This window comes from Acetobacterium malicum subsp. dehalogenans DSM 11527 (assembly GCF_000472665.1).
Classification (GTDB): domain Bacteria; phylum Bacillota; class Clostridia; order Eubacteriales; family Eubacteriaceae; genus Acetobacterium; species Acetobacterium malicum.
Window position 1 is genome coordinate 91,902 of sequence record NZ_AXAC01000005.1, and the last position, 26,806, is coordinate 118,707.

At 43.2% G+C, this 26,806-nt stretch carries 21 protein-coding genes and 1 pseudogene; 6 read left to right on the top strand and 16 right to left on the bottom strand.

The annotated features are described in order from the left end of the window. Positions 1-50: 50 nt before the first annotated feature. The 13 genes and pseudogenes from A3KS_RS19795 to A3KS_RS0102535 form a co-directional block, all read right to left on the bottom strand. Positions 51-938, bottom strand: a complete 888-nt coding sequence (locus tag A3KS_RS19795) for a putative bifunctional diguanylate cyclase/phosphodiesterase (protein ID WP_278247288.1) — start codon at positions 936-938, stop codon at positions 51-53. Beyond that, a pseudogene (locus A3KS_RS23980) lies at positions 936-1,250 on the bottom strand (diguanylate cyclase domain-containing protein); the annotation flags it as partial. The gene A3KS_RS19795 and the pseudogene A3KS_RS23980, both read right to left, overlap by 3 nt. Then, positions 1,196-2,770 (bottom strand): PAS domain-containing protein, encoded by a 1,575-nt coding sequence (locus tag A3KS_RS0102485; protein ID WP_169727685.1) that lies wholly within the window; start codon positions 2,768-2,770, stop codon positions 1,196-1,198. The gene A3KS_RS0102485 and the pseudogene A3KS_RS23980, both read right to left, overlap by 55 nt. 143 nt (positions 2,771-2,913) lie before the next feature. Continuing rightward, complete coding sequence (locus tag A3KS_RS19800; protein ID WP_084504858.1) at positions 2,914-4,344, bottom strand: APC family permease; 1,431 nt, start codon at positions 4,342-4,344, stop codon at positions 2,914-2,916. 366 nt (positions 4,345-4,710) lie between these two features. Next, positions 4,711-5,238 carry a DUF4352 domain-containing protein gene (locus tag A3KS_RS19805; RefSeq protein WP_026393558.1) on the bottom strand — a complete coding sequence of 176 codons (528 nt, stop codon included), beginning with the start codon at positions 5,236-5,238 and terminating at the stop codon, positions 4,711-4,713. Between the two features lie 173 nt (positions 5,239-5,411). Continuing rightward, the gene (locus A3KS_RS0102500) at positions 5,412-6,218 is read right to left on the bottom strand and encodes a methyltetrahydrofolate cobalamin methyltransferase (protein ID WP_026393559.1); all 807 of its coding nucleotides are present in this window, start codon (positions 6,216-6,218) and stop codon (positions 5,412-5,414) included. Between the two features lie 54 nt (positions 6,219-6,272). Beyond that, positions 6,273-7,190 (bottom strand): CobW family GTP-binding protein, encoded by a 918-nt coding sequence (locus A3KS_RS0102505; RefSeq protein WP_035354999.1) that lies wholly within the window; start codon positions 7,188-7,190, stop codon positions 6,273-6,275. Positions 7,191-7,252: 62 nt separating this feature from the next. Beyond that, positions 7,253-8,602: a uroporphyrinogen decarboxylase family protein gene (locus tag A3KS_RS0102510; protein WP_026393561.1), complete on the bottom strand. Its 1,350-nt coding sequence runs from the start codon at positions 8,600-8,602 to the stop codon at positions 7,253-7,255. 104 nt (positions 8,603-8,706) lie between these two features. Then, positions 8,707-9,591 carry a DMT family transporter gene (locus A3KS_RS0102515; RefSeq protein WP_026393562.1) on the bottom strand — a complete coding sequence of 295 codons (885 nt, stop codon included), beginning with the start codon at positions 9,589-9,591 and terminating at the stop codon, positions 8,707-8,709. A gap of 343 nt (positions 9,592-9,934) precedes the next feature. Then, positions 9,935-10,558: a corrinoid protein gene (locus A3KS_RS0102520; RefSeq protein WP_026393563.1), complete on the bottom strand. Its 624-nt coding sequence runs from the start codon at positions 10,556-10,558 to the stop codon at positions 9,935-9,937. Positions 10,559-10,583: 25 nt separating this feature from the next. Continuing rightward, positions 10,584-11,438, bottom strand: coding sequence for a 3-methyl-2-oxobutanoate hydroxymethyltransferase (gene panB, locus A3KS_RS0102525; RefSeq protein WP_207637735.1), 855 nt, complete (start codon positions 11,436-11,438; stop codon positions 10,584-10,586). A 148-nt stretch (positions 11,439-11,586) separates the two neighbouring features. Beyond that, the gene (locus tag A3KS_RS0102530) at positions 11,587-12,804 is read right to left on the bottom strand and encodes an NAD/NADP octopine/nopaline dehydrogenase family protein (protein WP_026393565.1); all 1,218 of its coding nucleotides are present in this window, start codon (positions 12,802-12,804) and stop codon (positions 11,587-11,589) included. A 450-nt stretch (positions 12,805-13,254) separates the two neighbouring features. Then, a complete protein-coding gene (locus A3KS_RS0102535; RefSeq protein WP_026393566.1) occupies positions 13,255-14,913 on the bottom strand; it encodes a BCCT family transporter in 1,659 nt (552 codons plus the stop codon). Positions 14,914-15,590: 677 nt separating this feature from the next. On the opposite strand from A3KS_RS0102535, the gene A3KS_RS0102540 reads away from it, so the two are divergent. From A3KS_RS0102540 to A3KS_RS0102555, 4 genes are all read left to right on the top strand, one after another. Then, entirely contained in the window at positions 15,591-16,370 is a 780-nt protein-coding gene (locus tag A3KS_RS0102540; RefSeq protein WP_026393567.1) for an aspartate/glutamate racemase family protein, read from the top strand. Positions 16,371-16,418: 48 nt separating this feature from the next. After that, positions 16,419-17,858, top strand: a complete 1,440-nt coding sequence (locus tag A3KS_RS0102545) for a trimethylamine methyltransferase family protein (RefSeq protein WP_423219227.1) — start codon at positions 16,419-16,421, stop codon at positions 17,856-17,858. A 30-nt stretch (positions 17,859-17,888) separates the two neighbouring features. Then, complete coding sequence (locus A3KS_RS0102550) at positions 17,889-19,304, top strand: trimethylamine methyltransferase family protein (protein ID WP_026393569.1); 1,416 nt, start codon at positions 17,889-17,891, stop codon at positions 19,302-19,304. Positions 19,305-19,427: 123 nt separating this feature from the next. Next, a complete protein-coding gene (locus A3KS_RS0102555; RefSeq protein ID WP_026393570.1) occupies positions 19,428-20,882 on the top strand; it encodes a sigma-54 interaction domain-containing protein in 1,455 nt (484 codons plus the stop codon). 87 nt (positions 20,883-20,969) lie between these two features. Here A3KS_RS0102555 and A3KS_RS0102560 read toward each other — a convergent pair whose 3' ends face one another. Both A3KS_RS0102560 and A3KS_RS0102565 read right to left on the bottom strand, forming a co-directional pair. Beyond that, positions 20,970-21,893 carry an alpha/beta hydrolase gene (locus A3KS_RS0102560; protein WP_035355004.1) on the bottom strand — a complete coding sequence of 308 codons (924 nt, stop codon included), beginning with the start codon at positions 21,891-21,893 and terminating at the stop codon, positions 20,970-20,972. 7 nt (positions 21,894-21,900) lie between these two features. Continuing rightward, positions 21,901-22,521, bottom strand: a complete 621-nt coding sequence (locus A3KS_RS0102565) for a TetR/AcrR family transcriptional regulator (protein WP_026393572.1) — start codon at positions 22,519-22,521, stop codon at positions 21,901-21,903. A gap of 295 nt (positions 22,522-22,816) precedes the next feature. Between A3KS_RS0102565 and A3KS_RS0102570 the strand changes: the two genes are divergently transcribed. Further along, a complete protein-coding gene (locus A3KS_RS0102570) occupies positions 22,817-23,893 on the top strand; it encodes an N-acetyltransferase DgcN family protein (RefSeq protein ID WP_051355606.1) in 1,077 nt (358 codons plus the stop codon). Between the two features lie 39 nt (positions 23,894-23,932). Here the strand turns inward: A3KS_RS0102570 and A3KS_RS0102575 are convergent, their stop codons facing one another. Next, the gene (locus A3KS_RS0102575; RefSeq protein ID WP_242834722.1) at positions 23,933-24,670 is read right to left on the bottom strand and encodes a flavin reductase; all 738 of its coding nucleotides are present in this window, start codon (positions 24,668-24,670) and stop codon (positions 23,933-23,935) included. 234 nt (positions 24,671-24,904) lie between these two features. Between A3KS_RS0102575 and ade the strand changes: the two genes are divergently transcribed. Continuing rightward, positions 24,905-26,620 (top strand): adenine deaminase, encoded by a 1,716-nt coding sequence (ade, locus tag A3KS_RS0102580; RefSeq protein WP_035355008.1) that lies wholly within the window; start codon positions 24,905-24,907, stop codon positions 26,618-26,620. The last annotated feature ends 186 nt before the right edge of the window (positions 26,621-26,806 follow it).

Sequence of the window (26,806 nt, forward strand, 5' to 3'; positions counted from 1 at the left end):
CGCGAATCTGACTTAATGTGTAATCATACCATACGAAGTATTATTTTTCTTTAATCCACTCTGTCCGTGATCTTCTCTGTTAACAACATTTCAAAGTCCTTTGCCGACAGCGGTTTATGGAAATAATACCCCTGTATTTGCTGACAATGGTTTTCTTTTAGAAACAGAAATTGTTCCTGCGTTTCAACGCCCTCAGCAATCACATTTATGTCCATTTGAGCGGCCAGATTCAAAATCGTTTTGGCAATGCTTCCGGTATCATGCTGTGGATAATCTTTAATAAATTCCCGGTCGATTTTCAGTTTGTCAAAGTTGAAATTCTGCAGATATTTTAATGATGAATATCCGGTACCGAAATCATCGATGGCCACCTTCACCCCCAGGGCTTTGATCTTCTCCAGCTGCAAGCTGGTACCCTCCATATTTTCCACCAGAATACCTTCTGTAATTTCGATTTCCAATAATTCGGCTGGCATCTGGTATTTTTCTAGAAGCTCTTTAATAATTTGTGGCAGATCAGATCTTTTGAATTGGATGGGTGACAAATTTACCGCCACTACAATTTTCTTGTTTGTTATATCGTACCACTTTTTGTTTTGTTTGATGGCTTCTTCCAAAACCCAATTCCCGATCGGGATGATTAGATCCGTTCTTTCTGCTACCGGGATGAATTGTTCCGGGCTTACCGGTCCCAGATTTTCATTATTCCATCGCAGTAGGGCTTCACTGGCGATGATTGCTCGCGTCTCGACCTGCACCTGGGGCTGATAGGCTAAACTGAGTTCATTCTTTTCAAGCGCACTACGTAATTCCGTTTCCAGTTTCAGATTATTGAGATAGTTTACCCTGATTTCTTTCTCATAAAAAACATAGGTGTTATCGCCAGTTTGAAGGGCATAATTTTTAGCAATATTTCCGTATTCAATGAGTTTTTCCAGATCAGCGCTGTCCTCCTGGAAAACAGCGATGCCAATGGACACATTTAAATAAACCTTCTCATTTTCAATTACAACCGGCTCTTTGAGATAGGTCATCATTTTATTCATTAAATGTCCCATTTCCAATTTGTCATTGCTATTGATCCGGGCAATGATAAACTAGTCTTTATGGAGAAACCCCAGTAGATCTTCATCTCTTAAAAATGTCTGAATCCGTCGGGATGCTTCATTGATCAAGATTGTCCCGGATTTTTTTCCTAAATTATCATAAAGGGCGTTAAAATTTGTAACCTGAAGGATAATGATAGCCATGTTATCATATTGTTTGATGAATTCCCGGGTCTTAAGTTCAAAAAGCGCCTGGGTTGCAGTCCGGTGACCTCATCATAATGTTTAATTTTATTGATCGCCTCTTCAGTAATCCCGGTATTGGTTAAATCTTCAAAAACCTCCAAATAATTGCTTAAGGTATCGCTTTTGCTGTCAAATATTTTCGAAATGGTGATATATTTGGGATAGGTGCTGCCGTCTTTTCTGACATCGACAATTTCACCCTGCCAATTACCTTCTTCATTGACGGTTTTCCAGATATTGCTGTAGACCTCCCTCAGCTTATCTGATGACTTAAAATCGATGGGTTTTTGACCCATGACTTCATCTTCAGGATATCCGGTTATGGTCGAGAAAGCTTTGTTGATATAAACAATCCTCATTTCGGCATCCATAATCATGATGCCTTCTTTGGAGTTTTTGAAAATGCCGTCGGTTATTTTTTCTCGCGAGCTGGCCTCTTTCCTGATCAGCAACAACCATGACACAATCAGGCTGATGATGGCTAAAACAAGGACCAGTAGAGCAGCGATCAGCACGATCATCCGGTTATCCTCATTTGCAAAAACACCGAGAACATCTAATGGTGCCGCGCCAACCAGTACCCAATGGAGATTCCGATAACCTTCGAGGGGATAAAGGGGGGCGTAAAAGTAAAGATCTTTTCCATCATCAAAATAGCCGCGACCATTATTTAAGATGGCCTGCCAAATTTCCGGATTTTCCTGACTAAATGATCCCCCTTGCTGATCGCCGTACACAAATGAAAATTCTTTGTTGCTATTCTCACTTAATAAATAATAGCCTTCATTATTTAACAGCAATATTTTCATATCCATGTTGCTTTTTGAATAATTTTCGATTTGATCTAACATGTTTTTAGCCAGATAGTTTAAAACCAGGATTCCCTGCCGTTCGTTTTGATCATTAAACACCGGCAACACCAGTCGCATTAACGGTTTTATCGGCATTTCAATTTCATCACCGGTCATGCTTAAATCCATCGGCGATATATAAATTTCGCCCGGATTAAGCTTCATCCCTTCCGCAAAATAAGTCTGATTGCCTTTATCTTCTAATTCGCTGTCCGTTACGGCAATCGTGGTGCCATTATCGGCATCATTGACCCGAACTTTCTCATAACCATCGATGCCGACAAACCGGATTGAATCATAAATTTTTTTGTTGGTCATCATATTGGAAAAAATTCGTTTGAGTTCATTTTGATTGTTGACCTCTGCGGCATTAGCCACATAGGCCTTAATTTCACTGGAGCTCAGAATAATATTTCCATCTGACTTGATATCTTCAAAGATCGAATTGACATTGAAACTGACAATCTCACTGTTATTCAACTGTCTGATTTTGATAATATTTTTTCCGTTGTCAATATTAATATTAATAAAGATCCCGGCTAAAACCGCCACAATAAGCAATCCCGGTGCAAAGATCATGACAAAGTTCTTGAGCATTTGTTTTATTCGTTTATTTTTTAAATCCATCATAACCGCCCTTTCAGTTTTGCTTACAAATCATTATACTAAACTAACTGAGGTGATGCAATCAAATACAAATAGCCACCTCTCATTTCTGACAGATGGCTATTTGTGTTAAATATATTTTTGATACGATGCATACGAAAGTTCTAGACTAACGGGGGTTCAATGATCACATTCGTATTTTTAACTCCCATTCCAGCTTCTGTTTGCGATCTTAAATTCATTTCATGAACGTCTGCTGTTTCAAACAATGATATTTTTTTAATCACTTTTACCCAGACCACTGAGTAAGCAATCAGTACGGCAAACAATCCAAAGAATATTTTATAGACCAGAATTCTGGCATCACCTTCGGCAATATGCCAGATCATATAGACATTACCAACGATACATAAAATCTGCGGTATCCCAAAGAGGGTCAACTTTTTATTGCGGCCCGGCATGTCCGGATATTTCTTTCGCAGTACCAGCACTGAAATATTGACTAGAATATATGAGGTCAACCAGAAACATGATGCCGCCAACAGAATCGTCGCCAAACCTGAAGACTGAGTAAATCCGGTGATCAGCATCACCAGATCACCACCAAAAATCAGCACCAGACCAGCTACCGGGATATTGCTTTTATTCTTTTTGGCAAAAATCTTTGGCATCATATCATCTTGAGCCATGCCCGACAGTATTTTACTCACACTACCCAGTACTGTATTGGCAGTACTGATCCCTGCCAGCAGGGTCACGATTCCCATCCAGTAAAGCCCGACATCGCCCAACAGGTTTTCGGCAAATAACATATGTGGCATCGGTGAACTGGCCAGGGCTTCCAGGGTAACATAATGGGTCATTCCGACACCAAGCATGGCTTGAACAGCAAACAATAAGATCAGGCCAAGAATCATTGCCAGGGTCACATCACGTTTGGGATTTCTTAAATCTTTAGCCATGGGAATGACAAACTCAATACCAATGAACAACCAGAATGCTAACGCCGCCAGAGAAGCATAACCACTGATCCCGGTCACCGGCGGTGGGGTTTGCTGGGCCGCAGTGATCACTGTTCCGGTCCCCAGATTAAAGAAACTGATAACCCCCAGGGCAATCAATGAACCAATCAGTAATACGACCACCACATTCTGGACCTTGGCAAAAATATCCACGCCATTGTAATTAACTAAAAACAGAATCGCCAGTAACAGCACACTGAGAATGGGTGCTGGGATCATCGGCAAAAAGATCTGATTAATCACCATCCCGCACATCGCCATTTCTACTGAAGATGCCAGAATCATGGTAATTACATAGGCTGATAAGTTAGAAATAATCGAAGCCACTGGACCAAGTCCCGCCAGCGTATACTGGCCAAGGCCACCTTCCACATCTGGCATAATCGCATGAAGTTCGCCAAATGTCAGTGATAGCATCACATTCAAAAAAAGTACAATGCCTAACGAAATAATAAATCCAGAACCTGCTAAACCCATTCCCTGACCCAGTAACAGCAAACAGCTTGTTGCGACAATCAGACCAACACAGACTGATACCGCAGAGCCTAAACCTAATTTTTTCTGATTCTCCATAATAATCTCCTTCTAATGTTTCTTCGCACTTAACTTCTTCATTGAAAAAAGTGCTTTGATGGTGTTCTATTAACTATATAAAAAGATGCTCAAATATCACATCTGGATATCTGAGCATCTTTGCTCCCATTTTTATTCAGCTAACACGATCCTAAAACATGATGAGAAACACCTATTTGTATTTCTCATCACTGCCCGGAAAACCGCCGCCCACACGCAAGCTTAGTTTTCCGATAAAAATAAAAAGACAAGACAGTTGATTCCCCAATGGAAAATCAGACTGCTTTGTCTTTCTGATATTACTATACTCTATTTTACTTTGCTTTTATTGTAAAAATCGGAACTCTTTAAAATTCGTCCGATTTTTTATTCAATCGGAATCCTAATTTGCGCAACTTCTCTGCCTTTTCCTCTGATAAAGATAACGTTGAGATTTTTACTATTCTTCTCCAGACCATAAGCAATGCTGGCTGAACAGCTGCCACCAATCGGCGTTTCCTGAATCATTCGGTTGGGATCTTTGATATTATAGGTCTCCAGGACATTCCCTGCGTCATCAGTAACCACAAAGTCCCCCTGGGCTAAAAAGAAATCCATATCATTTCTTTTTTCATAACTGATATTTTCGTAAGTAAAATCCAGAAACACGACCTGTTCAGGATCAGACTCCGAATTTTCATTTCGTTCCGGGGTTGTTCTAGCGCCAGTGATTGTGAGACTATAATCGCCATTGACGGTGGTTACTAAAAAAGGCTCATTCAAAACGATTTCCGGTAGTTTTTTTTCGGTACCGGCACCATCTCTTGGATTGCTTAAATACTCTACTATTCCACAGCCGGTGAGTCCAAAAACCACCAAACCAAAAACAAAAAGCATTATCCCTATTTTTTTCATCCTTGACCTCCGCATACTTAAATTATAGTCCTGTTGAAAGCAGAAGGCAAGGAGAAAACAACCATTGCCGCTCCTGCCGCAATTTAAAAACACTCTTCGCAACGATGGCCTTTCCGTTACCAAGAGTGTTTTTATTTTTTTATTTCATTAAGTGCTTTGTCAGTGATCTTGTCTTACTTTGACAGCGCGCCGATTTTACCAGCCCGGTATGCTTTGCTGTACTTTCGGCAGTGCTTATCCAATCCCAACAATGCTTCGGTAGCAAAAATGGTGCCCATCATGTCACGGTTCATGGGGTCCATCACGGCTGAATCCATCCCGGCCTGAATGGCAAAAGCCAAAGCATTTCGATTAATCAGCGGCCGAATCGGCAAACCGAAAGAAATGTTACTGATGGCACCGGTGACATGAATGGTCGGAAACAGTGTTTTGATGGCGCGGATCTCTTCAACAAAATTCAGCAGCGAATGATTGTCGGTCGACAACGCCATTACACAGGGGTCGATATGAATGCGATCTTGCGAAATGCCATATCTGGCAGCTTTATCGACCATCCTTTTGGTAATGTCCAGCTTTGTCTGCAAATCGGTGGGGATGCCATTATTGTCACAGGTCAGTCCCACCACTTCCCAGCCATTGCCTTCCATCAACGGCAGCAATACCTCGCACTTGTCGCCTTCTTCAGAAATCGAATTGAGCATCCCCGGTTTGTTGGCGTATTTGAAAACTGCTTCAATGACCCGGGGATTGGGACTGTCAATACACAAGGGCGTATCGGTAACATCCTGCACCACTTCCATTAACCATTTGAGGGTTTCAATTTCATATTCTGGTGCGGTACTGGCACATACATCAATGAAATTAGCGCCGGCCTCGGTCTGTTTCACGGCCCGATCGGCGATAAAGGCTGCATCTCTTTTTTCAATGGCTTCCTTCACGGTTGGGATGGTGCCATTGATTTTTTCTCCAATAATAATCATCTGTGTCTCCTTGTCTTTGTTGTACATATCTATCTCTAAGCTGAATCCTTGGTTTTAAATACTAACCGGAGTATCTCCAAAATAATTTTTCCAGAGTCTCAGCAAGTCACTGATCATCCGGATGCCCACTGCCGAAATCAGCACGATTTCGGTTTCTTCAACCGGTTTGATCCAGTGATTCAATACTGCAAAATCATTGACGCTGCTGACTTCAAAAACCCCCTGATCGGTTTGGACAAACCCTTTGATCCGATGGGTTGACAGTTTTATTTCATTCAAAAATCTTTCGAATGTCTGATAATCCAGGATTTCGTCCGTTTTTAAAACATGGGTATGGGGACGGCTTTCCCAGGTATTTACGGAAGGACTGGCTGTGAACGCTGTTCTTTTCATGGTCTTGACCAGATCAGCCAATGGCACCGCGCAAAAAGACGTCTGATAGATTTCCGCTGCCGGGTTAATCCCCTTAATCTTTTCTGTGATAACTTGAAGGGTTTCGGCATTTTGAAGATCGGCCTTATTAATAATAACCTTACTGGCATAAATGATCTGTTTTTCCAGTGCGGCGATCACGTCAACCTGTTTGAGAAAATAGCGTCCATCCACAATACAAATGGAGCCAGCATAATCATAAGCTTTACCCGTAATTTTTGTAACCGTCTCAAGAATAATCCCCATATTGGAAGGATCTGCCACTCCAGAAGATTCGACAAACACAATTTCCAATTGATGGTGTAAAAATTCCGCCAGTCCTTTGATGAAGTTTTCTTTCAGGCAGGCGCAAAAAACCGATCCGTTATTCAATTCAATCAGATCAAAATCCTCATTTTTGATCAATTGTCCGTCAATACCGGTCTCCCCAAATTCATTCATCAGAACACCGATTTTTCGGCCCTCATATTCGATTAACAGTTTTTTCAGCATCGTGGTTTTTCCGGCACCCAAAAATCCGGTCAGTAAGATCAACTTCATTCCATATCTCCTTGTTTTGAGCAGGGCGGCATTGACTGCCGCCGCTTCAGGCCAGCTTCTGGTTATAGATATTTGCCGACCACTTCAATTAATTCCTGCTTGCTGGGAATAATTGATGACCACTGCAGTTGGCCATTGATATAGGTGGATGGCAGGTGCTGAACGCCCATTTTTTTAGTCCGGGCAATATCCATTTTATTGGTGTATTTAAATTCTTTAATCTCAATCCGATCGCCAAACTCTTCTTCGGCCAGCAGGATTCCCTTGACCATGTAGGTACAGGCCGCACAGGTAGCTGAATCCAGGGTGAAGATTTCAATCAGCGGTTTTTCCAGCTTGTCATAATCCGGCAGATCTACGGGGATATCTTCATCCACGGCCTCATAGTTTTCGATCATTTTACGGACCGTTTCCGTTTGCTTAATGGCCTGGACAATCGCTACCGTATTATCAATCGGGACATTATAAGGCATATCACAGCCGGGGCTGACAATCAGGTTATGATGGTTGATCTGATCCAGCATGTCGACAATAAATTTCATATTGTCCTGTTGATTGCCGAACAGCAGGGTGGTTGTCAGTGGAATATTTCCGCCAATGGTAATATTGTATTGGTCGGTGATTTTCTTGGCTTCATAAATATTGACATTCTCATCAATGGAGATCCCGTCGGGATTGGTTTTACACATCACCTCCATTTGAACAGTAGCATCGCCGCAGACAAAGAAACTGCTTAAAGCCCCCTTGCTGCGAATAAAATCAAAGGCCGCCTGGAAGGGTTCCATAAACAGGGCCTCAATCGATTTCGGTGAAATCTGACTGATCAGCGGGTCAACCAGAGCAATGACATCCATCCCGGCATCAATATAGTAGCTTGACATGGCATTACACACTTCCACGCAGAATCCTACCAGTTCTTTGACATACTCCGGATACATGACGATATCCATAAAAAATTCGCTGCCGCGGATATGGGAAGCCAGGGTGACTGGTCCGCAAATTAAACCATAGAGAGCGGTGTCATCCCCCACTGCCGCTTTCACCCGTTTCATCACATCCACCACCATTGGAATGCGGCCGTCGGTAACTTTTGGAATCTTGCATTTGCAGGGTACTGTCAATTCACCGGCATAGGGATGGGTCATTACCGATGGCGGATTATCTTCCGCCCATAACAACTCGCAGCCAAGTATTTCTGCTTCAATTTGAAGATCGAAGATTACCGGCATCCCGTCAGGAGCATAAAGCTTGTGAACTTCCATCAATGAATCAAATAATTTATCGCCGTCGGTTAATACCTCCCGGGCTGTATACCCTTTCAGAAAACCGGCATGGACACCACTGAAAGGCACCCATGGTACCTCATTGACCGTTTCGTGTCTTAATGTCTTTAAAATTAGATCTTTTCCCATTTTTTACCTCATTATTGTGTTTTCTATTTTATTTTTATTTCAGTAACTGCGGTGTTGCTGTTTATTGATGATAATCGTGGTGCTATTGTGCCAAAATCTTCGACTTAATCCCGGATAGATAAAGAATCGGCATCAGCTGTTCGACTGACAAGAATTACCGCAACCAGCATCAGCCCGGCCCCGGCAATGGTATTGCCATTCCATGGTTCGTTGTATAATAAAATACCCAGCACTAAAGTTACCACCGCCTCAAAAGCAATTATCAGTGAGGTTTGGGTCGATCCGATTCGCTTAATGGCAAAGGTGACCATCTGTAGAACAAAGATAGTAATTCCGCCCAATGCCAGGGTGAAAATGATTCCTTTAGTCGATAATGATAAAAATTCTGAATTGCCTGAAATAATCCAGCCCTGAATACCGAAAAATATGGCGCAAATCCCGCCCAGATAAAATATAATTACCCGGTTTTCAAGTTTTTTAAGGCTGCTTTGCTGGAGACTAACCAGATAAATACCATATGCCAAGCCTGATCCCAGTGCTAATACACTGCCCATATTGATTAAATCGAAATTGAAATTCATCAGAAATAAGATCCCTACACTGGCAATGATCAAAGCACTGATCTTCGTCTGGTTGGGTTTTTCTTTAAAAACCATGGCCATAATGACAACCACGAAAAGCGGATAAGAGAAATACAGCATGGTTGCCAATCCCATCGGCATATAATTAAAGGACCGGGCCAATAAAAAAGTGGATCCACCATATCCGACAGCCGAATAAATAAATAGTTCCAGGGCCTGTTTTTTTGTTATCGTGATCTTTTCTTTTTTTAAGATAAAGGTTAGTCCCAAGCTGATAAAAACAACGACATACCGATAAAATAAAATGGTGGTGGCATCCAAACCATCCAGCATTAAAGCCTTGGTTAAGACCGGAATGAGACCTGCGGCCAATGCGGCTGCAACGGCTGCAATGATTCCAATTGACATGTTTGCCTCTTTTTCTTAATTTTTAAAAAGCACTCCTGAGTCGGAGTGCTTCAGACTGTCAAAAAAGATAACCTAGTACCGACAATTGTTACATCATGTTGTACGCATCGGAGCGGACACGGCAAAGCCTGCGTGGAGGCAACGAGCCAAGCACAAGCTTGCTTGTAGTTGGCGACTGCCCGCGACTAATAAGAAATATTATTTCTTATTAGTGTCCGATTCCGCGGCGAACAACAGATTAACAATTGGTCGGTACGGCAGTTAATCGATAACCTCAAGCACTCCCGATTCGGAGTGCTTTATTTGTCATAATCTTTAGTGTCTCCGTCTATTTTAAGCTTAGCTATGCTGTTAATGCTTTGGCGGTATCCACTGCTGCCGATGCATCGGCAGCATAAATAGCTCCTAATTTTTCGCTATATGCTAGTGATAGTGGTGCGCCACCAACCAGATATTGTACGATTAACCCTTCATCCTGGCAGGCATTGATGACTTCCTGCATATAGGTCATGGTCGTTGTCAGCATCGCTGACATCCCGACGATGTCGGCGTTATGTTCTTTGACTGCCGCTACAAATTGCTCGACTTTGGCATCAATCCCCAAATCGATAACCTTGAAACCAGCGCTTTCCAGCATCATCACAACCAGGTTTTTACCAATGTCATGCAAGTCCCCTTTGACGGTTCCAATCACAATAGTTCCCAGGCTGGGCATGTCTTTATCGGCAATCAACGGCTTGACAATATCCATTCCGGCATTCATCGCCCGGGCTGCCATCAACACTTCAGGAACAAACATATCTCCGGCTTTAAATTTTTCTCCGACAACATTCATCCCACTTAATAAACCTTCATTGATAATCGTAATCGGATCGGTTTTCGCTTCAACCAGAAGATTGACGTTTTCAATAATCCCTGGTTCGTTTCCATCAATTACAAATTGTCCTAAATCTGCTATCTTCAACATCATTTTTCACCCTTTTCCATATTCTTTATTTAATTTCTGCCAGCAGTTTTTCCAGTTCAGCGGCTTCTTCATCGGCAATTACATAGGTGTGCACGCCATCATCTGGAAACGCACCATTTCGCACTTCGTCGCAAAATGCGGTGAATCCTTTTAATAATTCAGCCCCTACATTGGCATATTTTTTTACAAACTTAGGGGTGAAGTCATCATAATATCCAACCATATCGGCATAGATCAGTAACTGACCATCGGTAAAGGAACCAGCGCCAATTCCCAGAACCGGAATATTCAGGCGTTCGGTGATGGCTTTACCGACCACTGCCGGAACCCCTTCAACCAAGATAAAGGATGCCCCAGCAGCTTCAATCGCCAGCGCCTGTCGCAATAGTTCCATCGCTGCCCCGGCACTTTTACCCTGGGCTTTATAGCCGCCCATCTGCGCTGCAAACTGGGGTGTTAGTCCAATATGTCCCATCACCAGAATCCCCACATCAGAGATGGCTTTAATCCGCTGACAAACTGAATCGGTTCCACCTTCCAATTTAATGGCATCCACCAGGGATTCTTTAGTAAACCGGCCGGCATTAAAGACCGCTTCTTCGTTGGAAATCTGATAGGACATATAGGGCATATCGCCAACAATAAAGGTATTGGGGGCGCCCCGTCTGACAGCTGATGAATGGGCAATCATATCATCCATGGTTACCGGGAAGGTGGTTTCATAACCCAGGGTTACCATTCCCAGGGAATCCCCAACCAGAATCATATCCACGCCGGCCCGTTCTTCATATTTGGCAGTTAAATAATCGTAGCCGGTAATGTATACAATTTTCTCTTTCTTCTCTGCCATTTCTCTAAAATTAATAATACTTTTTTTCATCATTCGCTCCTTAGTGTTTTATTATTTTCTCTACAGACCAGTCTTTTTTTAAGACCATCCACCATCGCACGCTCGTAAAGCGTGCGAACGGTTGAGGGTCTTGGTTTATTTTATTTTAAGGGGTGGCTGAGGAATATAAAGGGGAAAACTATTTCAGTTTTCCGATTCTTAAATAATCGTTTAGTTCTTCTTTGCTCATGTTGTCAATACCAATGTATTCCAGAGTATAGCCATTGGCGGTCAGGTCTCGGCCCAGGATGGCACAGGCCAGACTGATCATTGAGTCAACAACCGGAGTCTTGACCCCATAGACATCACCCAGTTGCTGATACACATAACAGCCGACGGGAATATCTTCGGTAATGTAACGGTTTTCCATGGTAAATGGACCGGTACCGTATTGGATCGGATCCTGTTTATCAAAGGGAATCAGGTAATCCAGTCCCATGTATTCCTGACCGAGGACGTTTTCCCGGGAAAAGAAATGCTCTTTCTCATAGGGTTGAATGCCCACTCCGATCGTTTCTGCCAAAGTACATTCTTCCTGATAGAAGGTGTATTGAACCTGGGAAATGGATGGACAATAGGCGTGGGAATAAATTGAGAATTTAAATTTATCTTCACCAAAAATGGTACCAAAGTTCTCCATCGTCGAGACCCCAAGAATTGCTCCCGGACAGTGCAGCACCGGATTAACATTAGAGAATCCAGTATCTAAAACGGTATCCCCGGCAACGGCACCTTCACCTTCAGTCACGGCGTCCATTGACGGCAGGTATTTAGAACTTTCGATAAAGGCCGCGGTATCCGTAGCTGGCATGGCGGCCCCACGTAGGGTAATGGCCCGATAATAGACCCGGATTTTATGCGTAATCACGCCACCCGGCATTTCCACCCGGCTGCCATAGGTTGAGCTTGACCAGCCACCGACGATGACATTTTTGGTACAGCCAGCTTCCCGCATCATTTTGCGCAAAATCAAACTGCCAAAATTGTCGGGAAAAATATGTATGACCTGTCCGTCTTCCAGACAGGGGATCAGTTTTTCAAAAAAAGGTTTATGTCCAAAAGTTGGGGTGGCAATTACAATGATACCAGCCCCTTTAACTGCTTCTGCCACATCGGTGGTAACCTTATCCATTTTTGCAAAGCCTTCTCGTTCAAAGCCATAAAGATTAACTTGCTCGCCAAAGAATTTGATCCCAACTTTTTCCACATTTTTTAGTGTTTTTTCAGCGAAAGGTTCAAAGTCACAAATCCTGACTTTTGCTCCGCCTAATGCACAGTCTCCGGCAATCGCCTTGCCAACTGCACCAGCCCCTAATACTGCAATGGGCTTGTCTTTTAAATAACTCATGTCTGCCATATTTTTTCTCCTTTTAGTCATCTCAATTTGAAATAATTGATCGTTTACTTACTGCTGAATTAAAGCAAGGTTCATGCCAACATAACACTGACATCAAATTTTCAGGTATTCGCTTGTTTATTGTCATTCTCAAGCTGGCCTGCTATTTGATCACAAAATGCAGGTGCAAAATTTCAGGCCGCTGATAACAGGCATTATCCTGTTTCCGCTTACTAATTCTTTACAAACCCCGTTTTAACGGGGTTTATGACAAGTGACAATTAATTTTGCGTGTTATCATATTTTGCATACCTGACTTTGTTGATCAGCAGCATATTCGAAAGTCTACAGCCACATCAATCGTCAATTAAAAAAGAACGCTACTCATGGTAGCCTGGACCTTCTGACCAGCCACCAGTTACTCAATAAAAAAAGAGTGTGACCTAATGTCACACCCTTTTGGGCTATTATTTACTCTTTTTTATCTTTTTTATTGTCTTTTTGTTTTTCCAGGGTATACCATTTTTTATGAATATGCGTGTCCGCAAGTTCAGCTTCGGCCTCAGCGGCAGCTGCAGCCACTTCACCATCCATAAAATCGGCATATTCCAGTTCATCCCGCTTTAGTTTGCCGGAAAACAAATGATACAGGAAGCCGAGAATCATTGCCAATTCAATAAAGAGAATGGGGAAACCGGCAATGGTTTTAACGATCTTGATGCCGTCAATCCCGCCGCTGATGACAAAAACCAGCGAAATTAAACCGATAAAGACGCCCCAGAAAACTTTGATTGGCAGCGGCGCTTCTTTGACACCTTTGGACTGTTTTAATGACATGGTCGAGATCGTCGATGTCATCGAATCTGCCAGGGTAATGAATGATAAACCGATGGTTACCAGCATAATGATGCGAATTAATTCGGTGAATGGCAAAAATTCAAAGATATACATCATAAACGCCTGGGCCCCATTATCAGCCAGGAATCCTGACATATCGGCAACGCCTCTTAATTGAAGGTCTAAAGCCAGGCCGCCAAAAATACTGAACCATAAAATGCCGAACATGGCTGGCAGAATAACATTGACGGTAATAAACTCGCGAATGGTCCGGCCATAGGATAATTTAACTAGGAATAAACCAACAATTGGTCCAAAGGATAACCAGTCAACCATCCAGTACATATCCCACCATTGGGGCCATAGATCACTGTCAACAATTGGTTGGGTGAATAAGCTCAAATCAACAAAGTTATTGACAAAATATCCAAATGATTGGGTAAACAGATTAAAGATATAGGCTGTAGGTCCGCAAACCAGGACAAAAATCATCAGGGCAATAAAGATCCAGGCATTTTTATCACTTAGCCAGGCAATTCCACGGTCAAGACCGGTTGCACTTGAGATGGTGTAAGAGGTAATGATCACTGCTGCGATAATCGCCCAGACAAAGGGTCCCGGTTCAATACCAAATACGAAATTCAGCCCACTGCCGATCTGGAGCAATCCGTAACCCAGAGAACCGGCAACACCACCGCAGATAGCAAATAAGATAATCCCATCAATGATTGTATTAATCTTGGAATTCAGCTCTTTGCCATCATTCAGATAAACAAGACCGGCACTGGCGGTATAGCTTTTGTTCATGTTATAGTAGGCATAACCAATGGTGATCCCTGCTACCGCATAAATGGAATAAGGTGAAAATGACCAATGCAGAAAGGACTTGCTCATTCCCCAGATGACTGCATCTAAACTGCCTGGTTCTAACCCGACTGATGGCGGTGGCGTAAAGGTATGCATGAGTGGTTCGGTGGCGCCCCAGAAAACAATCCCGGTTCCGATCCCGGCGCAAAGGGAAATAGCCCACCAGATCCAGGTTTTGTACTTGGGTAATGCATCTTTCCCTCCAAATTTAATACTCCCGAAGGGATGTACAAATAGTAATACCATACAGCCAACAAAAATTAATACGCCGATGGAAACCATCCATCCGGCATTTTCCATTAATGCAATAAAGAAATCGGTCATAATGGTTGTAAACTGTTCGGGAACAATGAAGCCAATAATCAGAATGATACCCATTAACACAATTGGAATCGCAACTGGAACAATACGTATTCGCTTTAACATAAGATTCTCTCCTCCTAAATTTTATACCGTTTTTTAATAACCTGTAAACACATAAGAATAATGATTTCCTGAAAATTACAGTTTCTACCATAAAACACTTTTCTTTTCTAGACACCTCCCGCAGATATTTAGCCATTCATCTATATTCGGTATCTATCGCAAGCTTTATGCCAATTCGTAAAATATATAAATATTTAAATTATCGTGATTTTAAGCCTTTTTTAAGCGATCATTATTACTATGTGTTCTAAACGCTGCAAAACATTATGCACCTCATCAAAGCAAACTTTGAAAACCATTACAAAAACTGCTCCATGTCGGTGTTTCTTGCTGACCGTCTTTTATTTTTGCATGACATTATTTTTTGCAGGCTATTTTATCGTCTCCCATCACATCTTAGTTTTTTTCTGTGGTTTCGAACTTTTTTATTTTTCTTTGTTTTTTTATCTTCTATTATAATGTTAATTAAGCCTTTTTATCATTAGCCTTATTGACAAAATGCCATTGTCCCGCAGCTTGAGAAAATTTAACCGTCGAGCTTTTAACAACGAAGAATGACCGCAATCATTTTTTCTTTTAGCTGGCAATCAATCATTTCTTGGCACAATACTTGCTTGATATAGAATAACAACTAGCAAAATTATATTTAATTATTATTAACTATTCAGGAGGAAGAAATGCAAAGAGATTTAGGAATTAACTACATGACCACCCGGAAAAATCATACCTGTTATGGAATGGGTATTGGAATTATGGTATTAGACGATGCCTATCCCGGTTTTCCTGGCGATGTCCGTAATGCCAGTGCCTGGGGTTTTCCAATCCAGTATGAAATCGCTCAAGGGGTAGACAACTATACCCTGGTCTGGGAACAAGATAAAACCCCCTGTCGTGCCCCCATTGTCCAAGCCGCAAAAAACCTGGAACGAATGGGTTGTAAGGCAATCGCTGCCGAATGTGGCTACTTCGCTTATTTCCAGCAGGATGTTGCCGCTGCTGTTGATATTCCGGTTTTCATGTCCAGTCTGCTGCAGGTTCCCTTTATTCAGCAAACCATCGGACCTAAAAATGCGGTTGGCATCATCTGTGCCCAAAAACGTTTCCTGACCGATACCCATCTGGAAAAAGTCGGTATTGACCTGAACAGTAATTTTTACATTGCCGGTGCCCAGGATGAATATGGCTGTCCGCAGTTTGACACCCTTTGGGATCATGAAAAACGGCCTGAAATTCCTGAGAGTTACTATGATGAATCAGAAAAGGATATGATTCGCATTACTAAAGAATTCATCGCTAAATACCCCGATATTAAAGCAATTATGTTGGAATGTACCGGAATGCAGCCTTTTGCCCGGGCCATCCAACGGGCCGTAGATTTACCGGTATTCAGCTGGGGAACCTTGCTGGATTATGCTTACTCCTGTGTTTCTCATCGTGATTACTATGGTGATATCTAAACCTTGTCCGAAATTCTGAATCTGTAAAGAAAAAACTCAATTAAGGGGATTAAAGTAATGAAACCATATGAAAAATATGTATCAAAAGAAGATATCCAAATTATCCACGCGGAATCGCTAAGAATTCTCAGCGAAATTGGCGTTAAATTCGAACATCCTGAAATATTGGATATTTTTAAAAATCACGGCGCCCGGGTTGTTGGCGAAACCGTCTTTTTAGATGAAAAAATGATCATCAATGCTATTTCAACCATTCCGGAAACTTTCACTATCGAAAACTCCAAAGGAAACCATACCCTTGGCGGCGGTAGTCTGATTTTAATGCCTGGGATCGGAAACATTTTCCGCCTGGAACATGGTCATCTTCATAAAATGACCAATGATGATGCCGTGGATCAGTTTAAGCTGTCCGACACCAGCGACGTTATCAATTGTAACTACTTTAATATTTTTCTCGATGACAAAGGCCTGTCCCTGGATGAACGGGTCTTCAGTCCCATCGCCATGATTTTAAAATATTCCAATAAAACGGCCTTGCATTTACAGGCCAACACCTTCCCGTTAAAATCAAACATGCGAGAATCTTTTAAAAAAGGTTTGGAACTAATTGAAAAATTTGAAGGTCGTAGTGGTGTTTACAATAATATTGTCCACGTCAATTCCTTGTCACCTTTATGCTTTGACCATGATCCGCTGGAAAAATTCCTGATTGCCGCTGACATGAATCAGCCGGTCTGGTTCAGCCCCTGTGCGATGCCAGTCCTCACCGGACCGCCTTCAGTGGCCGGGCTGATTGCGATGACCAATGCTGAAGTTTTGGCCGGAATGGTCATGTCCCAGCTGGTCAAACCGGGTTTGCCGGTGGTTTATGGCCAGACCTCGGCTTCCACCAACCTGCGCACCGTCCAATTGAGCATTGGCGCGCCTGAAACCGCTTTGATTTCTTATGCCACCCGGGGACTGGCTGATTTTTACAAGCTACCATGTCGCACCGGAGGCGGTTTAAGTGATGCTAAAGATTTTGATATGCAGGCCGGGATTGAGTCGGATATGATGATTCGCTCGACCCTTGAAGCGGCTCCCGATCTGGTTCTCCATTCCTGTGGAATCATGGGCAGCTTTAACATCTTAAGTTTTGAAAAATTCCTGATGGACGAAGATACTTATCGGATGAATCGCCGTCTATTAAAAGGAATTAAAACGGAAGAAAGCTACCTTTGTCATGATCTGATTGCCAAAATCGGACCCCGGGGTAACTTCCTTCAGGGCCGAACTCCGAAGATGTTCAAAGAAGAATTCTTTGTTCCCAAATACTTCAATAAAGAAGATCCTAACCAATGGCAGGAAAATGGCAGCAAACCGGTTCTAAGCGATGTCCAGGCCGCTGTCCAAGAACGTCTGGCTTCCTATACGCCACCAGACATTACCAAAGAACAGGCTAAACTGCTGGAAGACTATATCCCAGTTTGCTATCGCGAACGTATTTAATAATTATCATTTAAGATTTAAGGAGACATTATGGAAACCACACAAAGAAATATTGAATTCAATGTATTAAATAAAAATAAAATCGAAACCATTCACGAAAAAAGCATGGATCTGCTGGAAAACTTCGGAATGCGCGTCGTTGGCGCCCGAACCATCGATTTGCTTAAAAAATATGGCTGTACCGTTGATGGCGATCTGGTTAAATTCCCCAAAGCGGTTGTTGATAAAGCCTTGAACACCATTCCCAAAGAATTGACCTTATATACCCGAGACGGCAAACCTAATATGATCATCAACAGCAAAAACAATGTCTATTTCGGAACCCATTCCGATCAACTGGAGATCCTTGATCACAAAACCAATATGGCCCGCCCCTATCTGAAGGCGGACATTAAAAATATGTGCAAACTAGGCAGCTATCTATCCAACATCAGCTTTATTCTGTCAGTGGGGATGTGTGCTGATGTGGATCCATTGGTCCAATCTCAGGTGACCTTTATTGAAACCCTGAAAAACTTTGATAAAACCATCAATTTTTCCACCAATGACATCGAATCCCTTCAGGAGATCATCGACATCGCTGCCGTTGTTGCTGGTGGACACAAAGAACTGGCTGAAAAACCCTTTATCTTTAACTACTGTGAACCGATTCCGCCGCTGACCCATCCGGTCGAAAGTACTGAAAAACTTTTTATCAGTGCCACCAACAAAATTCCGGTTGTTTATATGCCTTACAGCATGATGGGGGGCACCTCTCCGATTACCATCGCCGGTGCCTTAACCCAGAATAACGCCGAAATTTTAGCCGGTGTGGTCATTACCCAGGCCGTTAATGAAGGCGCTCCGCTGATTTACGGTTCGATGCCAACGGTGTTTGATATGCAAACCACCATCGGTTCCTATGGTGCCCCTGAATTCCATAAGTCGGTGGCAGCTGCTTCGGAACTGGCAGACTATTATAACCTGCCCTTCTACGGCACGGCCGGTTGCAGCGATGCCAAAACCGTCGATCCCCAATCCATTGCGGAGGTCCAAATGGAACTCTTCTCGTCCATTTTAAGCAAGGCCAACATCGTTCACGATATTGGTGTATTGGATCACTGTAACTCGGTGGCACCCGCGATGGTGGTATTGGCCAATGAAATGATCAATGAGCTATCGGCCTACTCCAGCGGTGTCGAAGTGAACGAGGAAACCCTGGCCATGGATGTTATCAAAGGTGTTGGGCATGGCGGTCACTACCTTAATGAAATGCACACCCTCAGTAATTTCAGAAGCGTTTGGTATCCGGAATTCTTTAAACGGCGAATGGTTAATCCCGATCAGTCCGATATTCTCGAAATGGTCAATGCAAAAATTGATACGATTCTTGAAACCCACGAGGTCCCCCCATTAGAAGCTTCAATCCTGGCTGAGATTGAAAAAATCGAAAAAAATTACCAGTAATCCGTTGTTCAATCCCCTTTATCAATCAGACAGGCAACCCGTTCTCAGGGTTGTCTCTATGATTTTTTTGGAATTCATGTTATCATACTGTCTTAGTCAGTAAACCCGAAACGGAGAATACCAGTGAAAGTAAAAAACGAGCACATTTTGGAAGCTTTTGGCGAAAATTCTTTCCCGATTCAGGATGTTGAGCGGATCGAAGATGTGTGCATTCATGTTGTTGATGCCAATGGAAAAATCGTCTGCTACTCCAAGGGCTGCGAAATTATCGAAAACATGAAGCATGAAGATGTTATCGGTAAAAACATGTCTGATATTTATGATTATCTTGAAAACGAATCCATGGAATCTCTGGTTTTGAAAACCGGAAAAAAAGTTCAGGATGTCCATGTCAAATATACATCACCTTCCGGAAAGGTTGCTGATGTCATCAGCAGTACTTACCCGGTTTTTTCAAAAACAGATCCCCATAAGGTTGAAGCAGCCATCTGTATTTACCGGGATATTTCCGACTATATTCATATGGCCAATACCATTAATAAACTACAGAACGATCTGAAATCCCAGCAACTGAAAAATAATGGTACCCAATTTACCTTTAAAGATATTATCGGCACCAGTGCCCATATGGCTGAATGTGTTCGTCATGCGGAAATCGCTGCGCAAACCACCGCGCCGATCCTGATCGCCGGACCCACTGGTACTGGTAAAGAGGTTTTTGCCCAAAGCATTCACAATGCCAGTCCCCAGGCCAATAAACTTTTTGTGGCCATCAATTGTAGTGCAATCCCTGAAAACCTTCTGGAGAGCACCTTGTTCGGCACCGTCAAAGGTTCTTTTACCGGTGCGGTTGATTCCGTGGGGCTATTGGAAACCGCAGAGGGAGGCACCATTTTTCTCGATGAGATCAACTCCATGCACATGGGACTGCAATCCAAGCTGTTACGGGTACTGGAAACTGGCAAATATCGGAAGGTCGGCGGCCATAAAGAAATAACAGCCAATATTCGCCTGCTCAGCGCCTTGAACCAGGATCCGCTAAAAGCCATTGAAGAAAAACGACTGCGCTCTGATTTATACTACCGGCTGGCCGTCTTCTCCATTCACTTACCACCATTAAAAGACCGTAAACAGGATATTCTGGATCTGGTACCGGCATTCCTTTCCACCGAAGGGTCGGCCATGGGAAAACAGCTGTTTAAGGTATCTGATGAAGCCCAGGAAATTCTGCTCTGCCATGACTGGCCAGGAAATATCCGGGAGTTAAAGCACGCTATTACTCACGCCATTTATATTGCTCAATATCAGGATACGATTCTGACGCCAGACTTACTACCGGCTTATTTGAGGAAAAATATTTCCGATAAAAAGATCTATGAAAAATACTTATCCGCCAGCATTGATGATAAAAATTTAAAAAACACCTTAAGTAAGATCGAGAAACAAATGATTATCGATGTTTTGCAGGCCAATGATCATAACATTTCGAAAAGCGCCAGAGACCTGGGTATATCACGGCAGAATTTGCAATATAAGATCCGACTGCACGGTATTAAAGATGCCGATGGTGAGCTATAAAAAAGGGTTTCCGCCTAAATTTGACGGAAACCTTTTTTCTGCTTTGATATCCGCCTTCGGTAGCTTAATAAATATTTGATCTTAAAATCAGTTCTTCAGGTTTTTTCCAATAAACTGACAAACCTCTTCCAGGGCCTCAGTAGCCTCCGGGAACATCGGTGCCAGCAAGGGAAAACAATGAAACATCCCCTTCCATACCTTCAATTGCACATCAACCCCGGCTTCTTTCGCTTTTTCGCCAAAACGGGTTGAATCATCCCTTAAGGTTTCGTTATCGCCAACCTGAATAATCGTTGGCGGCAAACCGCTCAGATCTCCGAACAATGGTGAGGCATAGGGGTGCCGCGGATCTCCGCTGCCAACATAGTAACCCAGATAGGTTTCATTTGCGCCTCTGGGCGTACAGGGATCAGCCTTTGCCCTTGTTTTATGGGACTCTCCTGAAATCGTCATATCGGTACATGGTGAAAATACGGCACAGACCCCTGGTAGCGGGATGCCCTCATCCTTGCATTTTAGCAGGGTGGCCAATGCAATGCCGCCACCAGCTGAATCTCCGGCAAAAGCGATATTTTCTGGTTGATACCCTTGTTTAAGCAGCCAGCTGTAGACTGCTGCTGAATCATCAACTGCTGCCGGGGCCGAATGTTCCGGGGCCAGCCGATAGTCAAAGACCAGGGCTTTAATACCCAGATGTTTAACAAAATTCCCGACAATATTTCGGTGCGATCTGGCATTGCCCATGACAAAACCGCCGCCATGAAAGTACAAGACGACTTTTTCTTTGGGAGCCTCTTCACTTTCAACCCATTCCGCATAAAAATCCGGATAGTCACTGGGTTCAAAATCGATGCCCGGAATTGGTTTAAAAAAAAGCTCGGCGGTTTTATCACAGTCTTGTCGCAGCTTTGCGATTGAGGTGTCTTTATCAATCATTTCCGGGCGCAATTGCCCTTTAAAGAGATGACGATATTTCATCGTGTAGTGCATCATTTTTGCTTTTGTACTCATGCTAACTTTATTCCTCGCTTTCTCTTTCAATCAAAAACATCGATGCAATCACCCGATAATCCAGTTCTACGTCCCGATTATTATTGGTTGAATAGTATATTGCCAGACCATTGATACTGGTCCAGAATAAAATGGACAGCATTTTGGGATCACCTCCTACAATGGTTCCTTCTTTTTGTCCCGCTGCCATTATTGCCTCAATAACCTGATAGGGGATATTCCTTTTTTCTTGAATAAGATCCTGAGCATCGATCGGGATTGCTGTTGAATTGATTGCCTGGGTAATCAAACGACAGGTATCCAAAAATGTCTGGCTGTTTTCAATGGTATCCACCAATCGTTCTAAAGCAAAGCGGATTTTTTCACCTGGACCGGTCTCCATATCTCGTACCGAATAGGATGCTGCAATGGTCTTGTCCAGTGCCTCATTGATGAGGTCGACAAAAATTTCATCTTTTGATGAGTAATAATGATATAACAGTCCCTGGGCGATTCCAGCTTGGACCGCGATATCCTGGATTCGGGTGGCGAATAGGCCCTGTTTAACAAATTGTAACAGGGCTGCATTGCGAATCTTTTCTTTACGAGATTCCCTCATTCTATCGTTTTGTTCCTTTGATCGAGCCATGATCCCTCCCGGATGATATATTGAATATATATTCAATATATCATCCGGGTTATCTCTTGTCAAGTCTCAATTTCTATTTTATATACACGCACTGCGGCGCTGCCTGGAAATTTCTTAGGTAATACGTCCTAATTTCAGGTTTTTCTTAAGGAACCGTTTATTTACCATTTTATGTGGTATGATTAAAACAGTGCATATCGAACTACCTTTATTCTCAAACACATTAAGAACATTTAATTGAATCGTTTGTCTTGTAAAGAACTTGTTCTTGTCACGTGAAAGGAGTGCAAACTCTATGAAAGAAAAAGCTTTACTCTACTGTGAAGGTCAATTTGGTGAATCCGATGGAAAGACTGCCAATGGTTTAATCCGACGTTCCCAAAAATACCATATCACATGTGTAATAGACAGCACCAAGACAGGCCTGGATGCCGGAAAAATATTGGAAGGGGTTGACAATGGTATCCCCATCTATCGTGATTTATCCGAAGCCATGGATCAATTAAGCGAGGTTCCCAAATATTTTATTTATGGTATCGCCCCAAAGGAAGCCATCCTATCTACCAAAGAACGACGAATTTTTCTCAAGGCGATGTCTTTGGGGATGGATATCGTCAATGGTCTTCATGAATTTATTTCTGAAGATTCTGAATTTAAACAACAGGCCAAGCGCTATCGGGTTAAGTTATATGATATCCGAAAGCCACTTGCCAATCGCTACCTTCATCTTTTTACTGGTGATATTTTAAATGTAAAGACCCCCAAAATCGCCATCCTCGGGACCGATTGTGCCGTAGGCAAACGAACTACCGCGATGCTGCTGATTGCCGCTTTAAAAGAACGAGGACTTCGGGCCAGCTTTATCGGTACTGGTCAGACCTCATTAATTCAGGGAGAAAAATACGGGATTGCCCTGGATGCCATTCCCTCTGAATTTATGACTGGCGAATTGGAAAATGCCGTTGTCGAAGCCAATATTCACGAAAAACCGGACGTGATTATACTGGAAGGACAAGGCGCCCTCAGCCATCCGGCTTTTATCAGCTCCTGCGCCATTATCCGCGGCGGAAAGCCGGATGGTATCATTGTTCAACATCCTCCCAAACGAGTAAACCGGGTCGATTTCGATTATCTGCCAATGCCCACCCTCTCCAGCGAAATTGAACTCATCGAACGCTTCTCAGAATCCAAGGTTATTGCGATCACAATCAATCATGATGATATGAATGAAAATGAAGTGGCCGATACCATTAAGGCTTATGAGCAAAACTATCAGCTACCCACCACGGACACCCTGTTCCATGGCTGTAACAAGCTGATCAAGGCTGTTTTAGAGGCCTTTCCTGAATTACAAGAAAAAACTACCCACTAAAAAAAGCCCATGCGATTTTTCGCATGGGCTTTTCTGTTATTATCGGGTGGCGTGGTAATAAGCGTAGGTCATCGGTTCCTCTTTGCTGAAACCATCACCGTCAACAACCTTGCCAATGAACATATAGTGGGTTCCCAAATCGATGGTCTGCTCCACTTCACATTCAACAAAACACAGGGTTTCCAGTAAGCCGGGACAGCCGGTTTTGCCAGTAATGTAGCTGAGCGTTTTAAATTTATCTACATCTCTGCCGCTCTGGTAGCCAAAATGCTTGATCAGATCATGATTATCTTTACCCAGAATGGAGACCCCAAAGACGCCGGATTCTCGAACATATTCGGATGTCAAGGTCCCTTTTCCGAGGCACACGCTAGCTTTTAAAGGGGTGCTGGTGACCTGAATAAAGGTATTCGATACCATTCCATTCAGCTTTTCATCTTTGATCGACGAGATAATATATAAGCCATAGCTGACATTAAACAATAAAGTCTGTAAGGCCTCTCTTTTTTTATCGGTTAAACCATCCTCAACTTCTTCAACCAAAACAAATTTTTCTGGTCCCACACCGCAAACCGGGCAAACATCGGGAGGGGTTTCACCCACATGGATATAGTTACAAACGGTACAGCGCCATTTTTTTTCTTTAACAGTTTCAATGACTTCTGACTCTTCGATTAAAACAAACTTATCTGGTCCCACTCCGCAAATCGGGCATTTGTCTGGAGGAGTATCACCTTCATGTACATAATTGCATACTGTGCAGCGCCATTTTTTCATTTTGTTCACCACTTTCTTAGAATTACTGTCTACTTTGTAATTATTATAATTTAAAAGCAAATTGAAGTACAGGAATAAATTGATGTTCTGATTGTCATTATAACCCTTTTTCGATGAGATTCATATAAAAAATGTTTTTTTTTGTAAAAAAAGGGGGTATATCAGGTTATAATTATTTATCGCACACATAATTATAACCTGATATAAAATCACTAACTGTAGATAGGATGAAACATGAGAAAATATAAAGAAGACCTCAAAAAAAATATTGCCGTAGCCAACGGTTTTGAAAAAGCCGATCTGGTTTTTAAAAATGCCAGGATTCTCAACGTATTTTCCGAAGAAATCTGTTTTGGCGATCTGGCTGTTGCCAATGGCACCATAGTGGGAATGGGATCATACGAAGGTATCACTGAAATCGATCTGGCTGGAAAATATCTGGTACCCGGATTCATTGATGCCCATATGCATATTGAATCCACCATGGTTACGCCTTTTGAGCTGGCCCGGGCGATTGTCCCCACCGGTACAACGACGATTATTGCCGATCCCCATGAGATTGTGAATGTCGCCGGAAAAACCGGACTGGACTATCTGCTAAACGCCACTGAGCAGATCCCCTTAAACGTTTTTGTAATGTTACCTTCTTCGGTACCAGCCACCCCCTTTGAAACAAACGGTGCCGGTCCTTTTTTAGCTGCCGATATGCAGACCTATCTCGATCATCCCCGAATCCTGGGACTGGGGGAAGTGATGTGTTTTCCCGACGTTCTGGCCGGTGGTCCGGTGATTCTTGATAAGCTGACACTATGCCGGCACAAGCTTGCTGATGGCCATGCTCCGGGGCTGGCAGGTAAACCACTCCAGGCTTACGCCTGCGCCGGAATCATCAGTGAACACGAATCCACCACCTGGCCCGAAGCCCTCGAAAAACTGCGGGCTGGTTTCTACATTCTGATTCGGGAAGGTTCTGCCGCCAAAAACCTGCATGCCATCATCAGCGGCCTATTAACAACAGCGTTACCGACCGACCGGTTCCTCTTTTGTACCGACGACAAACATTTAGAAGACATCCATCAGGACGGACATATCCGCTGGAATATCAAACAGGCTATTGATCTGGGGTTGTGTCCAATCAAGGCAATCAAGATGGCCACGCTTAATACCGCCCAAGCTTATGGGCTAAAAAAACTGGGCGCCATCGCTCCCGGCTACCAGGCCGATCTGGTGATCGTGTCCGATCTGAACACCCTAGCTGTGGAGCAAGTTTATCAGCATGGCCGCCCGGTGAACGACAGCATCTGGGAACATCAACCCCATTATGAGATTGATTCCCAGCTGCTTAATTCGGTCCATATCCAGACCCTCACCTCAGAAAAACTGCGGCTCCTGATTAATCCCAAAAATCATGTTATCGAAATTATCAAAGATCAGATTGAGACTCATCATCTCCAGGAATCCCTACCCGGGAAAAACGGCTTTTTTATTCCCAATGAAAACTATGCCAAGCTGTGCGTTATTGAACGCCATCGCCATTCCGGTCATGTCGGCGTCGCAGCCATCAAGGGCTTTGGAATCCAGAGCGGTGCCATTGCCACCACCGTTGCCCATGACTCCCACAATATTATTGTCGTTGGCGATAACGATCAGGATATCCTGCTGGCGGTCAATCATCTCGCTGAAATTGGCGGCGGCTATGTGGTGGTCGGCAATCATCAAATAATCGGAGCCGTGCCCCTGTCTCTGGCTGGTCTGATCAGTCTTGAGCCCGGGGCCGAGGTTCAGAAAAAGGTCGCTTCGCTTATTTCAAGTGCCCACGGATTAGGGGTCGCCCCGGGCGTTGATCCCTTTATCACCCTTTCCTTTATGGCCCTGCCAGTGATTCCTTCCTTGCGCCTGACCGATCTGGGGCTTTTTGATGTCGATGCTTTTCAATTGATTAACGACTGAGCAATCAAAAAAGACAGCCATAAGCTGTCTTAGCAGACTGTCAAAAAAAGATAACCCAGTACCGACAATTGTTATATCATATTGTACGTATCGGAGCGGACACGGCATCGCCTGTCCGATTCTTCGCGAAAGCAACGAGCCAATCACAAGCTTGCTTGTAGTTGGCGACTGCTCGCGACTCATGCG

Excerpts from the sequence above, each read along its gene's own strand:
- A3KS_RS19805 (WP_026393558.1), bottom strand. The coding sequence starts at position 5,238 with ATGAAAAAAATAGGGATAATGCTTTTTGTTTTTGGTTTGGTGGTTTTT.
- A3KS_RS0102560 (WP_035355004.1), bottom strand. The coding sequence starts at position 21,893 with ATGAGTACAAAAGCAAAAATGATGCACTACACGATGAAATATCGTCAT.
- A3KS_RS0102510 (WP_026393561.1), bottom strand. The coding sequence starts at position 8,602 with ATGGGAAAAGATCTAATTTTAAAGACATTAAGACACGAAACGGTCAAT.
- A3KS_RS0102535 (WP_026393566.1), bottom strand. The coding sequence starts at position 14,913 with ATGTTAAAGCGAATACGTATTGTTCCAGTTGCGATTCCAATTGTGTTA.
- A3KS_RS0102485 (WP_169727685.1), bottom strand. The coding sequence starts at position 2,770 with ATGGATTTAAAAAATAAACGAATAAAACAAATGCTCAAGAACTTTGTC.
- A3KS_RS0102530 (WP_026393565.1), bottom strand. The coding sequence starts at position 12,804 with ATGGCAGACATGAGTTATTTAAAAGACAAGCCCATTGCAGTATTAGGG.
- A3KS_RS0102540 (WP_026393567.1), top strand. The coding sequence starts at position 15,591 with ATGCAAAGAGATTTAGGAATTAACTACATGACCACCCGGAAAAATCAT.
- A3KS_RS19800 (WP_084504858.1), bottom strand. The coding sequence starts at position 4,344 with ATGGAGAATCAGAAAAAATTAGGTTTAGGCTCTGCGGTATCAGTCTGT.
- panB (WP_207637735.1), bottom strand. The coding sequence starts at position 11,438 with ATGAAAAAAAGTATTATTAATTTTAGAGAAATGGCAGAGAAGAAAGAG.
- A3KS_RS0102520 (WP_026393563.1), bottom strand. The coding sequence starts at position 10,558 with ATGTTGAAGATAGCAGATTTAGGACAATTTGTAATTGATGGAAACGAA.
- A3KS_RS0102515 (WP_026393562.1), bottom strand. The coding sequence starts at position 9,591 with ATGTCAATTGGAATCATTGCAGCCGTTGCAGCCGCATTGGCCGCAGGT.
- A3KS_RS0102550 (WP_026393569.1), top strand. The coding sequence starts at position 17,889 with ATGGAAACCACACAAAGAAATATTGAATTCAATGTATTAAATAAAAAT.
- A3KS_RS0102565 (WP_026393572.1), bottom strand. The coding sequence starts at position 22,521 with ATGGCTCGATCAAAGGAACAAAACGATAGAATGAGGGAATCTCGTAAA.
- A3KS_RS0102570 (WP_051355606.1), top strand. The coding sequence starts at position 22,817 with ATGAAAGAAAAAGCTTTACTCTACTGTGAAGGTCAATTTGGTGAATCC.
- A3KS_RS0102505 (WP_035354999.1), bottom strand. The coding sequence starts at position 7,190 with ATGAAGTTGATCTTACTGACCGGATTTTTGGGTGCCGGAAAAACCACG.
- ade (WP_035355008.1), top strand. The coding sequence starts at position 24,905 with ATGAGAAAATATAAAGAAGACCTCAAAAAAAATATTGCCGTAGCCAAC.
- A3KS_RS0102500 (WP_026393559.1), bottom strand. The coding sequence starts at position 6,218 with ATGATTATTATTGGAGAAAAAATCAATGGCACCATCCCAACCGTGAAG.
- A3KS_RS0102575 (WP_242834722.1), bottom strand. The coding sequence starts at position 24,670 with ATGAAAAAATGGCGCTGCACAGTATGCAATTATGTACATGAAGGTGAT.